The sequence below is a fragment of the Neptunomonas concharum genome (assembly GCF_008630635.1).
In the GTDB taxonomy this organism is placed as follows: domain Bacteria; phylum Pseudomonadota; class Gammaproteobacteria; order Pseudomonadales; family Balneatricaceae; genus Neptunomonas; species Neptunomonas concharum.
In genome coordinates this window covers 3,342,603-3,357,993 of the sequence record NZ_CP043869.1, presented here as the reverse complement: position 1 = coordinate 3,357,993, position 15,391 = coordinate 3,342,603, and the positions used below count along the sequence as shown (strand labels likewise).

Below are 15,391 nucleotides of genomic sequence, written 5' to 3'. Positions count from 1 at the left end.
GGTTCAGGAGTCAATATGGCAGCCCCAAGGATTGATCAAACTGAGTTTGCAGGCCGTAGGCAGCGTTTAATGGAAGCGCTGCCTATCAACAGTGCCGTGATTGTGCCTTCTGCGAACTTGCAGTCGCGTAATAGCGATGTGGAGTGGCCTTTTCGCCAGGACAGTGATTTTTATTACTTGAGTGGTTTTGATGAGCCGGATGCGCTGATTGTACTTTTGAAAAACGGCTCTCAGGTGCGATATCACCTTTTTTGTCAGCCCCGCGACCCTGAAATGGAGATATGGAATGGTTATCGGTCAGGCCCCTCGGGTGCGCGAACTCACTACCATGCAGATCAGGCGTGGTCCAGTGAAGAGATTGATGAGCGGCTGCCACAGCTATTAGATGGCATCGAAACGCTGTTCTTCTGTATGGGTGGCCCTTATGACACAGAAATACGCATCGATGCTTGGTTAAAGACGATGCGCAGAAAGCGTCGGCAAGGGGTGAGGGCACCCTACCGACAAGAAGACTTATCCCCAAGACTGCATGAGATGCGGTTGTTCAAATCTCCTCAAGAAATAGCGGTCATGAGCCATGCTGCAGAAGTGTCGGCGCAAGCGCATATCAAAGCGATGAAGCTCTGTCGCCCAGGTTTGTTTGAGTACCAGTTGGAAGCGGAAATTATCCATCATTTTATGCAGAACGGCTGTCGTTTGCCTGCTTACTCCAGCATTGTGGGAGGTGGCGAAAACGCTTGTGTTTTGCATTATGTATCCAATCGTCATGAGCTTAAGCAGGGTGACCTCGTGCTGATCGATGCTGGATGTGAATGGGATTACTATGCGGGAGATATCACCCGAACCTTCCCGGTTAGTGGCAAGTTTAGTGACGATCAGAAAGCGCTTTATGAGCTGGTGCTCAAAGCACAGCTGGCTTGTCTGGATGCGATTCGCCCAGGTTTATTGTGGGAAGAAAGCCATGATCTTTCGGTGCGTATTATTACAGAAGGTTTGGTGGCGTTAGGTATTCTCGAAGGGAATGTGGGCGAGTTAATCGAGCAAGGTGCTTATAAAGCTTTTTATATGCATCGTCTCGGACATTGGTTGGGTATGGATGTGCACGATGTTGGAGACTACAAAGTTGCTAACGAGTGGCGGCCTCTTGAAGCGGGCATGGTGATGACGGTCGAGCCGGGTATCTATATTGCGGCGGATAATCAGAATGTTGAACCACGCTGGCGGGGTATCGGTATTCGCATCGAAGATGATGTGCTGATCACTGAGGATGGCAATAAAGTACTAACAGCCTCTGTGCCCAAAACCATTGCAGAGATTGAAGCGTTAATGGCAGAAGGTGCACAATGAAAAAAGAGTACGATCTCGTCATTGTCGGGGGTGGTATGGTCGGTGCTAGTCTGGCCGCCTCTTTGTTGCCTGTGGCCGCTGAGTTGGGTTTAAGTATGGCGGTGGTCGAAGCGGTGGCTATGCCACGAGATTCCCTATCGGTTTATCAGCCAAGCTATGATGCCAGGGCGACAGCACTTTCCTATGGTACGAGAAAGCTATATGAGCAGATCGGTGTTTGGCAAACGATTTCAGAACATCTGTCACCTATATTACATATCCATGTATCCGATAAAGGCCACTTTGGAGCCACTCGTTTGAATGCAGAGGATGAGCAGGTGCCTGCGCTGGGTTATGTAGTGGAGAACCATTGGCTAGGTAAATCCTTACTTAGGCACATTATCGAACATCCGGCTTCTCCTGATCACCTTGATTATCTCTGTCCTGCTGAAGTGATATCCGTCTCACCTCAAGAAACAGGGATGCAGTTGCATATTCGTGCAGGCGAAAACCAATCATCAATACATGCTGGTCTGGTGGTTATGGCCGATGGCGGCCGTTCCGACTTAAGGGAACAGTTGGGCATCGGTTATCAGCAAGTTACTTATGATCAGTATGCTGTTGTCACTAATGTGAGTGTGGACCGGCCTCATCAACACGTCGCCTACGAACGTTTTACAGATACAGGACCTATTGCCTTGCTGCCTTTGCAAGATCAGCAAGGGGCTGCTCGCTGTGGGCTTGTCTGGACGATACCAGACCAAGACCTAGAAGAGGTGATGGGGCTAGATAATCAAGCTTTTCTAGCATGTATACAGCAACGCTTTGGTTATCGAGCAGGCTGTTTTACTCGCGTAGGTGAGCGTTTTAGTTACCCCCTAAAACGAGTATTGGCTGATGAGCAGGTAAGACCAGGGTTGGTAGTGTTAGGCAATGCCGCGCATGCTTTACACCCAATTGCTGGGCAAGGGTATAACCTCGCATTACGTGGTGTGGTCGCTTTGGCTCAACAGTTGATTGACGCGAAACGACAGCAACAAGAAATTGGTGACCTGTCTGTATTACAGTCCTATTTGGATGCAAGAGTTGCCGACCAGCAGCGCACCATTGGGCTGAGTGATAAGACGATGAGGCTATTTTCAAATCGTAATCCATTGTTGAGTTTTGGTCGTAATCTGGGATTGCAACTGATGGATGTATGCCCTACTGCCAAGACGCTCTTTGCCCGCGGTGCGATGGGGCTGGATATTCCTGCCCCCCGTTTGAAATAAGGTGAAACATGACACGACATACAGCTGATATTGTGATTGTTGGTGCGGGTATGGTTGGGCTGACAGCTGCCTTGGCACTCGCGCCCTCAGGCTTAAAGGTTGTTGTGCTTGAGAATCGGTCGCTAGATAACGATGTGCCGGAACCTCAAGGTTATGATCCACGGGTTAGTGCGCTGACCTGTGCCTCGCAGCAACTGCTCTGTCATGTGGGTGTGTGGCCATTGATGGAGCAAGCACGTGTCAGCCCTTACACCGATATGGACGTGTGGGATGGTGAGGGTAGCGGCAAAATTCATTTTTCCTGTCGCGATCTGCATGAAGATGTATTAGGCCATATTGTTGAGAATCGGGTCACCGTGTCTGCACTACTGGAGGTGGCGAGCCAAACGGCCAATGTTACAGTGGTGGGTGATGCTCAGGTTAAAGCAGTGTCAGAAGTCGATGCTAACGGACAGAGAGTCCTGACATGCGAAGATGATACACAATGGTGCGCAGCGTTGGTGGTAGCTGCAGACGGTGCTCTCTCCAAAGTGCGCCAACTAGCTAACATTCCTTTGTGGGAATGGGATTATGGGCACCATGCTATCGTTACCACGGTTAGAACGGAGCAACCCCATCAACAAACGGCATGGCAGCGTTTCACCGAAGATGGCCCGCTGGCTTTTCTACCCTTGGATGATCCCTACTTCAGCTCCATTGTTTGGTCAACCTCTCCTGATCATGCGCAATCCTTAATGGCGCTTGCCGATGATGAGTTTTGCCATGCGCTGAGTCGCGGCTTCGAGCATCGCCTTGGTAGGATTATTAGTACGGAACAACGATTTTGTGTGCCTTTACGCCAGCGCCATGCAAAGTACTATGTGAAGCAAGGATTGGCGGTGATTGGCGATGCAGCACATACTATTCATCCCCTTGCCGGACAGGGTGTTAATTTGGGGTTGATGGATGCGGCAGCGTTAGCCGAGCATGTTTTGTCGGCGCTTTCTCGCGGTGAAGCGCTCGGTAGTGAGCGTGTTCTAAAACGTTTTCAGCGCCAGAGACAAGGGGCGAACCTGCAGATGTCTGCTGGTATGGAGATGTTTAAGCAACTCTTTAGCCATCAGCAACCCTTGTTGAAATGGGTGAGAAGTGCAGGGATGAACACGCTAAACCAGTTATCTCCACTTAAACAGCACATTGTCATGCAAGCAATGGGATTAAGAGGCGAAGTGCCGAAGTTGGCTCGACGTCCTATCGATCAATAATAAGGCGGCGAAGTACGCTATCTGATTATGCATAAGTCTTAAAGTGCATGAAGCGCGCCGATCAGAGATTGATCTGTTCGGCAAATCCCTATAAATTGTCATCCCTTTTTCTGCATCTGGCGAGCCTACCGGGCGCCTTTATTGCGTTAACAACCATGGGTTTTTATACAATGGCAAGTAAAACCGCTTTATATGATCAGCACCTTGCCATGGGTGCAAAAATAGTCGACTTTGGTGGCTGGGATATGCCGCTAAATTATGGCTCTCAGATCGAAGAACACCATCAGGTACGTACTGCGTCAGGCATGTTTGATGTTTCACACATGACTATTGTGGATGTTACGGGTGCAGATGCAGCTGAATACCTGCGACACCTTCTGGCTAATGATGTGGCACGTCTTGAAGTGAAAGGCAAAGCGCTTTATTCCGCCATGCTGAATGATGATGGTGGTGTGATAGATGACCTTATTGTCTACCGAATGACGGATCCTCACGTTCCTGGAGAGTGGTTTCGGGTAGTCGTGAACTGTGCAACCCGTGAGAAAGATCTGCGTTGGATGGCAGAACAAACAGCACGCTTTGATGTAGCGCTTACGGAGCAGCCTGAGTTATCTATGATTGCTGTGCAAGGGCCTGAAGCGATCGCTAAAGCCAAGGTTGTGCTGAGCGAATCCCGAGGTCGCCTGATTGACGGTTTAAGCCTTTTTCAAGGAGCAGAATCCGAAGGCTGGTTTATTGCTCGAACAGGCTATACCGGTGAGGATGGATTGGAAATCATCATCCCTGAAGAAGAAGTGGTTGCGTTTTGGCAAGCATTGGCTGATCAAGGCGTTACTCCATGCGGCTTGGGTGCTAGAGACACACTTCGCCTGGAAGCAGGTATGAATCTTTATGGGGCAGATATGGATGAACAGGTGTCCCCGTTAGTTTCCGGTATGGGGTGGACTGTTGCATGGGAGCCTGAGACACGTCAGTTTTGTGGTCGAGCAGCGTTGGAAACAGAGAAAGCCGCGGGTGTGGAAAGCAAGCTCGTTGGTTTGGTTATGGAGTCTCGCGGTGTACTACGCGGACACCAAAAAGTACTCGTGGATGGACTCGGTGAAGGTGAAATCACCAGTGGTACTTTTTCGCCTACACTCAATATGTCCATTGCGTTGGCACGTGTGCCTGTTGGTACCGGCAAAGAGGCGGTAGTAGATCTGCGCGGCAAACTTGTACCAGTGAAAGTTGTACGTCCGCCGTTTGTGCGTAATGGTAAAAAAGTTTTTTCTTAACCCTCTAATTCAGGAAACGAAAAGATGAGCGATATTCGTAACGATTTGAAATATGTTGCCAGCCATGAGTGGATTCGTGACGAGGGTGACGGTACCGTAACCATCGGTATTACTGATCATGCACAGGATCTATTGGGTGATGTGGTGTTTGTTGAGTTACCGGAAGTCGGCTCTGACGTCAGCGCCGGTGATGACGCTGGTGTTGTTGAGTCGGTTAAAGCCGCATCTGATATTTATGCTCCGGTCTCTGGTGAAGTTATCGAGATTAATGAATCCTTAGAAGATGCTCCTGAGCAAGCCAATAGCGACCCTTATGGCGATGGCTGGTTCTTCCGTGTAAAGCTATCAGATGCCAGCGAACTTGACGACTTACTGGATGCAGAGGCTTACAACACGCTCTGCGAAGAAGAAGCATAACGTTCGACCTGCTGAACGACTTGGTAGCAAGTACAGTGTTTGTTTTCGCTGTGCTTGCCGCCTCAAATTTAATATCCTGATCGACACCCATGCCCCTCCCCGTGTAAGCTTAACAGTTCATCAATAGCCCCTTTTCCCTTTTGGGTTGAGGCGGTAAGTCACTATCTTCGGAAAAGCTATGTCGTTAAATACACTGATTCTTAATCCAGGGGCTGAGCGTCGTTTGCGTGCTGGGCATGTCTGGATCTACAGTAACGAAGTTGATAATAAGCGAACGCCTATTAAACAGTTCGAACTGGGTGAACAAGTGCTCGTAGAAGCGAGCAACGGTAAATCGTTGGGCATTGCGTATGTGAACCCGAATACCTTGATTTTTGGACGCCTGATCAGTCGTGATACGAAGCTCCGCTTAGATCGCTCCTTGCTTGTTCATCGCTTGAATATCGCACTCTCCTTGCGGGAAGCGTGCTTTGATAAGCCTTGCTACCGCTTGGTTTTTGGTGATAGCGATGCACTACCAGGGTTGGTGATTGACCGTTTCTACGACCTATTTGTTGTGCAAATTTCCACGGCGGGAATGGAAGCGGTTGTGGATGAGATTGTTTCAGCCCTCAATAAGGTTTTCACACCCTCGGCAATCGTTTTACGCTGCGATGGAAAAATGCGCAGTACTGAAGGCCTAGAAAGTTATATTGAAGTTGTTCAAGGCGAAGTGCCGGAGCTATGCCCACTCGAAGAGAATGGCGTGTCACTGCTTGCCCCTGTTTTAACGGGACAAAAGACGGGCTGGTTCTACGATCACCGAAACAATCGTGCGGCCATGCAAAAGCACGTTGCGGGTAAACGAGTACTGGATCTATTTAGTTATGTGGGTGGTTGGGGCGTACAAGCATTAGCCGCTGGAGCTAAAGAGGTGACCTGCGTAGATGCATCGGAAACTGCATTAGAAGTGGCATTGGAGAACGCTCGAATTAACTCTGCTGAAGATCGCTTTATTGGTTTACAAGGTGATGCATTTGATACCTGTAAGGCGTTGATTGCAGAGAAAGAGAAGTTCGATGTCGTCATTGTTGACCCGCCTGCGTTTATTCAACGTCGCAAAGATGTGCGTAACGGCGAGCGCGCCTATGCTCGAATTAATAATATGGCAATGCGTTTGTTAGATCGTAATGGCATTCTGGTGAGCGCCTCCTGCTCTATGCATTTGGAGCGAGCGAGCTTGATCGATATTATCCGATCAAATGCGAGAGAGTTGGATCGTTTTGCGCAGATCTTCGACCAAGGTCATCAGGGCGCTGACCATCCAGTGCATCCTGCGATTCCAGAAACTGATTATTTGAAGTCGTTTTGTGTCAGGGTTTTACCAAGTAGCTAATTTCACGATAGGGAGATGTGAAGATGCATTATCGTCAGTTGGGACATAGCGAGCTAAACGTTAGCCGCATCTGTTTAGGGACCATGACTTTCGGTGGTCGTAATACGGAGGCGGAAGCACAGCAACAATTGGACTATGCCTTTGCTCAGGGTGTTAACTTTTTAGATGCTGCTGAAATGTACCCGATCCCTACTAGCGCCGAATATCAAGGGAGAACGGAGGCATATATTGGGAACTGGCTCAAAGCGCGAGGTTGTCGTGAGCGGGTTATTATAGCCACCAAGGTGGTAGGTCCCGCGGAGATGGTAAATTACTTGCGCCCTGATATTCACTTGGATGAAAAAAATATTCGTGCCGCAATTGAGGGCAGCTTGGCACGTTTGCAGACTGATTATATAGACCTCTATCAGCTACATTGGCCTGATCGCAAAACTAACTTTTTTGGCCAGCAAGACTATCAACATGATGCCTCCAAAGATGGGACGCCGATTTTAGAGACGCTAAAGGTATTAAAAGCGCTCATCGATGAGGGCAAAGTACGTTACATCGGACTATCTAATGAGTCGCCTTGGGGCGTCATGAGCTTTTTGAAGTATGCCGAAATGCTGGGGCTTCCTCGGGTTGTCTCTGTGCAAAACCCTTATAATTTATTGAATCGCTCAGATGAAATTGGTTTGACTGAAGTGCTAATGCGCGAAGGTGTCGATTTACTTGCTTACTCACCCTTAGGATTTGGGGTGCTATCTGGCAAATACCTGAACGGCCAATTCCCAGAAGGGGCGCGTCTGACCCTATTACCTTCTTACGGCCGTTACTTGAAGCCCAAAGGAGTTGAAGCGACCGAAGCATATGTGCAGATAGCACGGGAGTTTGGTCTGGATCCGGCACAAATGGCACTAGCGTTTGTGAATAGCCGTCCGTTTGTCGGCTCGAATATTATTGGTGCCACGAACCTAACGCAATTGGCCAGTAATATTGCAGCTGATGCGTTGGTGCTACCTGAGGAAGTGCTGCAGCGAATAGACGCTATACACGGTAATCTACCTAACCCGTGTCCATGACATTAACGACCCTACGCCCCTGAAAAGAGTCGTTATTAATAGACATAATTTTCTTATATGACTGTCAGCTTAACAATTCTTGTGCTAATTTTTAATTAGGCCGGCTGCGCTTTGAGGATGTACGCGCAGCCGAACGTACGTGGCCGGTAATAACTTTTGAACTCAAGAGCAGGTCGCGGTAACTAAATAGGGATTTTGTCATGCGTTACCTTCTGCTCTGTCTCACGTTTCTTCTAGCCCCTGTTTCTCAGGCGTCTGATTGGATTTTTGTTGTTAACAAAGACGACACGCTCTGGGGTTTTAGTCAGGACAATCTGAAAGATGTTAATCGCTGGAAAGACTTGCAGCGCATCAACAATATTGCTGACCCCAAGCGCTTACTCCCTGGTACACGCATTCGAGTACCCCTGGATTGGATAAAAGAGCAGACATCTAAAGCGGAAGTGGTAGCGTTAGTTGGTTCAGCTACGTATATTCATCAAGATGAAATTGAAAAACCACTGAGGGCTGGAGATCAAATCAGACTGGGGGATGAGGTTGTGATTTCCGCCGGTAGCAGTGCATCGATTCGATTTGCAGATGGCACTCAGATCACACTGCATGAAAATAGTCATGTGCGCTTCAATTACTTAAGTCAGTATGGCGAGTCAGGCATGGTTGATACGCGTTTCAGACTGGAACGTGGTCGTGTTGACACCCGAGCAAAGCCTGCCGTTGGAAAAGCCTCTCGTTTCGAAATCCAAACCCCGTCAGCGACAGCGGCTGTGAGGGGAACGTCGTTTCGGACAACACTTAAAGAGAGCGACAATATTTCCCGTATCGAGGTGCTTGAAGGCGCGGTTGCTGTGGCTGGTACTGGGGGGCAACGTAAAATAGCTGCGGGATACGGCACGCGGGTAGAACCCAATAAAGCCCCCGTGCGACCGAAAAAGCTCTTGCCTGCGCCAGAGTTTGATTTGACGCCATCGCCTGTGCGTGAAGCGCATCGCCTATTGCACTGGCAAGCAGTGGAGGCTGCCAGTCATTATCGTTTGGAGCTATCTACAACTTCTTCTTTTGAAACGATTATTTGGGCTCGTGATGCCGAACAGGCAAAGTCGGCATTGCCGGATGTACCCGATGGCGAATATTTTATAAGGGTTCGAGGTGTTGATGCATTGGGTATAGAAGGTTTTTCTAGCACTAGGCCGTTGACACTGGATCTGCATCCTAGCCCGCCTTTTTCTCTGGCCCCGACTAATCACAAGACGCTTTATGGTGATGTGCCCGTGCTGCGGTGGACGGCCGCAGACGAAGCGGCTGAATATAAACTACAGGTAGCGCAATCAGACGACTTCTTAAGCCCACTTATCACTCAACAGCTTTCAACAACGGATTACACGGCTAACCAGCTTCCGGAACAGGGGGCATTTTTCTGGCGAGTAGCGAGCGTATCTACATCCGGAGAGCAGGGTCCTTTTGGTATTACTCAACAGTTTCGTCGATCTCCTATTCCAAACGCCCCTGAGGCGTCTGTTGAGCAAGAGGGTAAGCGGATCTCCTGGGGTGCTGGCGAGAAAGATCAGCGTTTTCAGTTGCAAGTGGCAACGGATGAAGACTTTGCTGAGCTGGTGAGTGATCAGATATTGCAGTCTCATTCTTGGCATATGGATGAAGAGATCAACCAGGTTCATTACTTGCGCGTGCGGGTTATAGAGCCTGACGGTTTCGCTGGCCCTTGGGGGGCGCTCCAGCGTCTTTATCCGCCGCAGGATTATGATTGGCTGAAGATGATTGGCTTTGGCATATTAGGTGTGATGTTGCTCTAATGAACGCTTTCCGGCAAGTCTCGCTTTTTAATCTGGTGTTGCTTGTTCTGTGTTTGTCTATACCAGCTTTTTTGGTTGAAAATACCTATTTACAGCGCTTCAACTGGATCTACTACGATATGGTTCATGGCTTGATGGGCCAGCAACCAAGTGATGAAGTAGTGATAGTGGCGATTGATGAAAAAAGTCTAAAAGCGCTTGGGCGTTGGCCGTGGTCACGCCATGTCCATGCCAACTTGTTACATAAAATTAATCCCCTGACGCCGAAAGCGGTGGGCTTTGATATCTTGTTTCCGGAAACCGAGACCTTAGAGGCTGATACCGCGTTGGCCGATGCGATAAAAGCCTCTGGACGAGTGGTCTTGGCGATGGCTCCTGAGGTGAGTGCGCAAGGGATCATCACATCGGAGCTGCTGCCTGAAGCGAAATTAGCAGCGTCAGCGTACGCATTGGGTCATGTGGATTTTGAGCTCAGCGTTGATGGTATTTGCCGTTCGGTTTACCTCTACGCAGGCTTAGGCAATAGTCATTGGCAGGCGTTTGCGTTAGCACTTTACTCAACCGCTACCCATAAACAGCTGGAACCGAACTTCCAGAACATCCAAGGGGATTATTGGGTACGGGATAAGCTCACATATATTCCATTCTTGAAAGATGGCCGGCCCCAGCAAGTCTCTTATATTGATGTCTTGCAAGGGCGGGCAGATGACCAACTCCGCCATAAAATAGTGCTTATTGGTGCAACGGCTGAGGGGTTAGGTGATCAACTAGCGACTCCTGTCTCGGGGGGGCGGCAGATGATGCCTGGGGTTGAGATGAACGCTCATCTTCTTACCGCACTGCTCAATCAGCGTTTTTTTACACACGCCAGCTATGTGGCTCAGTTTAGCTACGGTGTATTATTAACAGCGCTGTTTTGTGGGCTCCTTTACCTTTTCGGTCGAACGCATCATCTGATATTGCTAGTGGTATTTACAGTCGCTCAAATACTATTGTCATTTGTGCTTTTACGGCTTTTCCAATATTGGTTACCGCCTTTTGTTGGGCTGGTGGCCGTGGGCGTAGTTTATGTTATCTGGAGTTGGCGAGCGCAACTTAAGGTTAAGCAAGAGATTCGACGGCTTAATCAAGATCTTAGTCATCAGGCAGAGTACGATGCCGTTTCAATGCTGCCTAACCGCAAAGCGTTAGAGGCACAGTTGCAACAACAGTTAAAAGCGGCAAAGGCATCCGGCTATTTGGTAGGTGTCTATGTGATAAATGTGGGCGAAACCCGACTCATTAATGACCAGCTTGGTTTTAAAGTTGTGGATGAGCTACTCACGCGGGCTGCAGATCGAATACGTTTAGTGCTGGGTCATAATACTATCCTTGCTAAGGTCAATGGCGAGTTCACGATTGTTGACTCGGCTCAAACTGAGCTACGTATCAAACATATTGGTGGGCGTTTGCTGCAAATGTTGCAAAAACCTTTTCATTGGGAAGGGCAAGACTATTACCTCCCACCTAGTATTGGCATTAGTGTATTTCCTGAAGATGGCCTTAGTAGCGAGTCACTGATCAATAATGCATTCACAGCGATGCATCGAGCGAGGCTAGATCAGAATCGAGGGTTACTGTTTTTCTCCAAGAAAATGAAACAAGATCTTGTTCAGCAATCAGCCTTGGAAAACGATCTGCGAAAAGCACTTCAAAGACAAGAGTTTATCGTCTACTACCAGCCTCAGATAGGTGTTGAGAGTGGCCAGATCGTAGGAGCAGAAGCGCTATTACGGTGGCGACATAAGGCCCGAGGTATGGTGCCGCCCGATGAGTTTATCCCCCTTGCAGAAAAGCTAGGGCTGATTGATGAAATCGGCGAGTGGGTATTACAGCAGGCCTGTATTGCAGCGAAGGCTTGGAGTGGTCGATATATGCACCCGTTACGCGTTGCGGTGAATGTGTCGGCTTATCAACTGTCAGAAACCTTTGTTGAAAAAGTTGCCCATGCATTAGTTAAAACTCAGTTACCTGCGGAGTGTTTAGAGTTAGAGGTGACAGAAACCGCTCTGATGAGCAATTTGGATGTAACGTGTCAGGTGCTAAATCAAATAAAAGCCTTAGGGGTAAAGATCGCGGTTGATGATTTTGGAACGGGGTATTCATCCCTTAACTATCTGAAAATGTTTCCTGTAGATAGACTTAAAATAGATCGTACGTTTACACAGGATATTGGCCTGCAAGCCAGCTGCGAGGATATTACCCTAAGCATTATTGCCATGGCGCATCGCTTGGGTTTAGAAGTGGTGGCAGAGGGCGTGGAGACTCATGTTCAGGCAGCATTTCTGAAAGCGCAGTCTTGTCATCTGTTGCAGGGATATCTATATGGAAAGCCTATGCCCTTAGAGGCGTTCCATCGCTTTTTGAGTGATAGCTCTGTATCTGATGAGTTGTCATAAACAATATGAACTTTATTATTTTAATGCGCTAAAAAGCCATTATCTCCTTAAGCTTCAATAAGATTTCGTGAGCCACTAAGGTGTTATCAACCTTTAATTAATAATGATAACACCGAGGTGAAAACAATGAAGCGCTCCTCTTTTTCAATGAAACGACGCACTCTTTTAGCTGCTGCGATGGCCGGTTGCTTGATGGGAAGTTTCTCTGTGCAAGCGGCACCAGCCAAGCTGGATACAATCCACTTCCTAATTCCTGGCGGTGCTGGCGGCGGGTGGGATGGCACCGCACGTGGCACGGGCGAGGCACTAACAAAGTCGGGTCTAGTAGGATCAGCCTCTTTCCAAAATATGTCTGGCGGTGGTGGCGGTAAAGCAATTGCTCATCTGATCGAAACGGCTAAAAATGCGGAAGATACCTTAATGGTGAATTCCACCCCAATCGTTGTACGTTCCCTAACCAAAGTCTTCCCTCAATCGTTCCGGGATCTGACACCAGTCGCTGCAACTATCGCGGACTATGGTGCATTTGTTGTACGCGCTGATAGCCCTTTATCTGACTGGAAACAAGCGGTTGAGCTTTTTCGTGAAAACCCCCGTAAGCTGAAATTTGCGGGTGGATCATCGCGTGGCTCCTTAGATCACCTAGTGCCAGCTGCAGCTATTAAAGCAGAAGGTCTAGACCCAAAAACACTGGTTTATATCCCTTATGATGCGGGCGGTAAGGCGATGGCTGGTCTTTTGTCAGGGGAAGCAAAAATTCTATCCACAGGCTTGGGTGAAGCCTTAGATATGGCAAAAGCAGGGCAGGTACGCATCTTGGCTATTACCGCCCCTGAGCCTGTTAAAGAGGCACCCGGTGTTAAGACCCTCAAAGAGATGGGCAACGATACGGTGTTTGCTAACTGGCGTGGCTTCTTTGCAGCTCCAGGCGTCTCGAAAGAGAAAGTGGCTCAGTGGAATGCTGTGCTGAGTGAGATGTACAGCACTCCGGAGTGGGAAACGGTTCGTAGTCGTAATGGTTGGGTAAACGATTACAAGTCATCTGAAGAGTTTTACCGCTTCCTAGAGCAACAGGAAGAGCAGGTGGGCTCGTTAATGCGAGAGCTGGGTTTTCTGAAGTAAGGTGAGGCAGGGCGGTTAACGCCGCCCTGACAGTGTATGACAATAACGAAAGATCGTGTTGGTGGCCTGATATTTTTAGCAGTATCGATCGCCTATGGATACTCTGCGACGTCTATTCCGATGTACCCCGGTGATGAGCTGGAGCCGTTTACGGCTCGCACGCTACCTTATGTATTGGCGGTGCTCGGTGGTGCTATTTCGCTTTTTATTGTGTTGTTAAGCAGTGACGGTGAGACGCTGAATGATATGCCCTCTCTGAATCTCAAATTGGCCGCCGGCTTGCTGTTACTGATGGTGGCATATGGGCTGACATTAGAGTGGCTGGGCTTTTTTCTTGCGACCTCTTTGTTTCTGATTGCGGGATATTGGGTCTTGGGTGAGCGGCGAAAATCGATGCTCTTTTGGGCGTCGTTCCCGTTTGCGGGAGGCTTTTGGCTAATCCTGACACAATTGCTGGATATTTATCTTGCTCCAGGTGAGCTTATGCAGTGGCTGGGGGGTATCTAATGTTTGATGGTATTTTGACAGGTTTGCTAACCGCCGTAATGCCTTTCAACCTCTTGATGGTTTTTGTCGGATGTTTTGCCGGTACGTTTATCGGCATGTTGCCAGGTCTAGGCCCTGTTTCAGCGGTGGCGCTGATGATACCTGTGACCTATGGGCTTGATCCTTCTTCCGGCATTATCTTGATGGCTGGTGTTTATTACGGTGCCGTTTTTGGTGGATCTACATCCTCTATTCTTATCAATGCGCCGGGTTGCTCTAGCACGGTTGTTACGGCTTTTGATGGTTACCCGCTTGCGCAACAAGGTCATGCGGGTAAAGCATTGGCATTGGCTGCTTACTCGTCATTTACCGGCGGTACGATTGGTGCCATTTTTCTTTTGGTTGCTGCACCTATGTTGGCCAAAGTATCGCTGAGTTTTCAGTCAACGGATTACTTCGCCTTAATGGTCTTAGGTCTCACGGCCGTGGCGGCCTTCTCGGGTAAGGGGCAAGTACTCAAAGCCTTGATGATGACGGTCTGTGGTTTAATGATTGCAACCGTTGGTACGGATCGCTCTGCTGGAGTAGAACGTTTTACGTTTGGCATGATCGATCTGATTGATGGTATTAGCTTTCTGCTATTGGCTATGGCTACTTTTGCTTTGGCAGAAGTCGTGATGTCTGTCATGGACAAAAAAACAGCCAACGAGAGTACTGAGACGGATATGAGCCAGTTGGGCAGTATGAAGCTGACCAAGGAGGAGGTGAAAGAAGTGGCACCTGCGGTGGCTCGATCCTCAGTATTAGGCTTTATCGTTGGTGTTCTTCCCGGTGCTGGAGCGACCATTGCAGCGTTCTTAGCATACGGTGTTGAGCGTAATCTGGCCCCTCTAAAACAGAAGCTGATGTTCGGAAAAGGTGCATTACGAGGTCTGGCCGCACCGGAAACGGCAAATAATGCAGCATCTACTGGCTCCTTTGTACCTTTGTTAACTTTGGGTATTCCAGGTTCGGGTACGACCGCCATTATGTTGGGCGCTTTAATTGCCTATGGTATTCAGCCGGGGCCTCGATTATTTGTAGATAACCCTGACGTATTTTGGTCGGTGATTATCTCCATGTATTTCGGTAATTTAGTGCTCTTAATACTTAACCTGCCTCTGATCCCCTATATCTCGCGTTTACTGGTGGTGCCACGGCCTATTTTAATACCGATGATATTATTCTTCTCGCTCACCGGTGTTTATTTAGTGTCTTTCAATACCTTCGACATTCAGATGATGGTGATCATCTGTGTGATCGCGTTGGGCTTGAAACTACTTAATTTCCCGATGGCTCCGATGCTACTTGGATATATTTTAGGTGGGATGCTGGAAGATAATTTGCGCAGAGCATTGGTCATCAATGATGGTAGTTTGAGCTTTATGTGGGAACGCCCATTGACAGCTTGTATTCTCGCTTTGGCTTTCCTTGCACTGTTTGGACAACCGTTACTACAAATGATACGTAACCGTATTGGGTTTGCGAAAGCTCAACAAGCGGTGGATGGAGAGTAACAGAACCGATTAA

At 48.6% G+C, this 15,391-nt stretch carries 12 protein-coding genes; all 12 read left to right on the top strand.

Going from position 1 to position 15,391, the window contains the following annotated elements:
- Positions 1-15 precede the first annotated feature (15 nt).
- The 12 genes from pepP to F0U83_RS15940 all read left to right on the top strand — a co-directional run bounded on the left by pepP (position 16) and on the right by F0U83_RS15940 (position 15,378).
- Positions 16-1,347 (top strand): Xaa-Pro aminopeptidase, encoded by a 1,332-nt coding sequence (gene pepP / locus F0U83_RS15995; protein ID WP_138988090.1) that lies wholly within the window; start codon positions 16-18, stop codon positions 1,345-1,347.
- Entirely contained in the window at positions 1,344-2,597 is a 1,254-nt protein-coding gene (gene ubiH / locus F0U83_RS15990) for a 2-octaprenyl-6-methoxyphenyl hydroxylase (RefSeq protein ID WP_138988091.1), read from the top strand. Before pepP ends, ubiH begins: the two co-directional genes overlap by 4 nt.
- 8 nt (positions 2,598-2,605) lie before the next feature.
- Positions 2,606-3,841, top strand: coding sequence for an FAD-dependent oxidoreductase (locus F0U83_RS15985; protein ID WP_138988092.1), 1,236 nt, complete (start codon positions 2,606-2,608; stop codon positions 3,839-3,841).
- Between the two features lie 170 nt (positions 3,842-4,011).
- The gene (gcvT, locus tag F0U83_RS15980) at positions 4,012-5,115 is read left to right on the top strand and encodes a glycine cleavage system aminomethyltransferase GcvT (RefSeq protein WP_138988093.1); all 1,104 of its coding nucleotides are present in this window, start codon (positions 4,012-4,014) and stop codon (positions 5,113-5,115) included.
- 24 nt (positions 5,116-5,139) lie between these two features.
- Positions 5,140-5,532, top strand: coding sequence for a glycine cleavage system protein GcvH (gcvH, locus tag F0U83_RS15975; RefSeq protein WP_138988094.1), 393 nt, complete (start codon positions 5,140-5,142; stop codon positions 5,530-5,532).
- A 178-nt stretch (positions 5,533-5,710) separates the two neighbouring features.
- Positions 5,711-6,907 (top strand): class I SAM-dependent rRNA methyltransferase, encoded by a 1,197-nt coding sequence (locus tag F0U83_RS15970; RefSeq protein ID WP_138988095.1) that lies wholly within the window; start codon positions 5,711-5,713, stop codon positions 6,905-6,907.
- A 23-nt stretch (positions 6,908-6,930) separates the two neighbouring features.
- The gene (locus tag F0U83_RS15965) at positions 6,931-7,968 is read left to right on the top strand and encodes an NADP(H)-dependent aldo-keto reductase (protein WP_138988096.1); all 1,038 of its coding nucleotides are present in this window, start codon (positions 6,931-6,933) and stop codon (positions 7,966-7,968) included.
- A gap of 200 nt (positions 7,969-8,168) precedes the next feature.
- On the top strand, positions 8,169-9,776 hold the full coding sequence (locus F0U83_RS15960; protein ID WP_138988097.1) for a FecR domain-containing protein: 1,608 nt from the start codon (positions 8,169-8,171) through the stop codon (positions 9,774-9,776).
- Entirely contained in the window at positions 9,728-12,214 is a 2,487-nt protein-coding gene (locus F0U83_RS15955) for an EAL domain-containing protein (RefSeq protein WP_138988098.1), read from the top strand. The genes F0U83_RS15960 and F0U83_RS15955 overlap by 49 nt, the downstream gene beginning before the upstream one ends.
- A 126-nt stretch (positions 12,215-12,340) precedes the next feature.
- Entirely contained in the window at positions 12,341-13,336 is a 996-nt protein-coding gene (locus F0U83_RS15950; protein ID WP_211343686.1) for a tripartite tricarboxylate transporter substrate binding protein, read from the top strand.
- A 36-nt stretch (positions 13,337-13,372) separates the two neighbouring features.
- The gene (locus F0U83_RS15945; RefSeq protein WP_138988099.1) at positions 13,373-13,843 is read left to right on the top strand and encodes a tripartite tricarboxylate transporter TctB family protein; all 471 of its coding nucleotides are present in this window, start codon (positions 13,373-13,375) and stop codon (positions 13,841-13,843) included.
- Positions 13,843-15,378, top strand: coding sequence for a tripartite tricarboxylate transporter permease (locus tag F0U83_RS15940; RefSeq protein ID WP_138988100.1), 1,536 nt, complete (start codon positions 13,843-13,845; stop codon positions 15,376-15,378). Before F0U83_RS15945 ends, F0U83_RS15940 begins: the two co-directional genes overlap by 1 nt.
- The last annotated feature ends 13 nt before the right edge of the window (positions 15,379-15,391 follow it).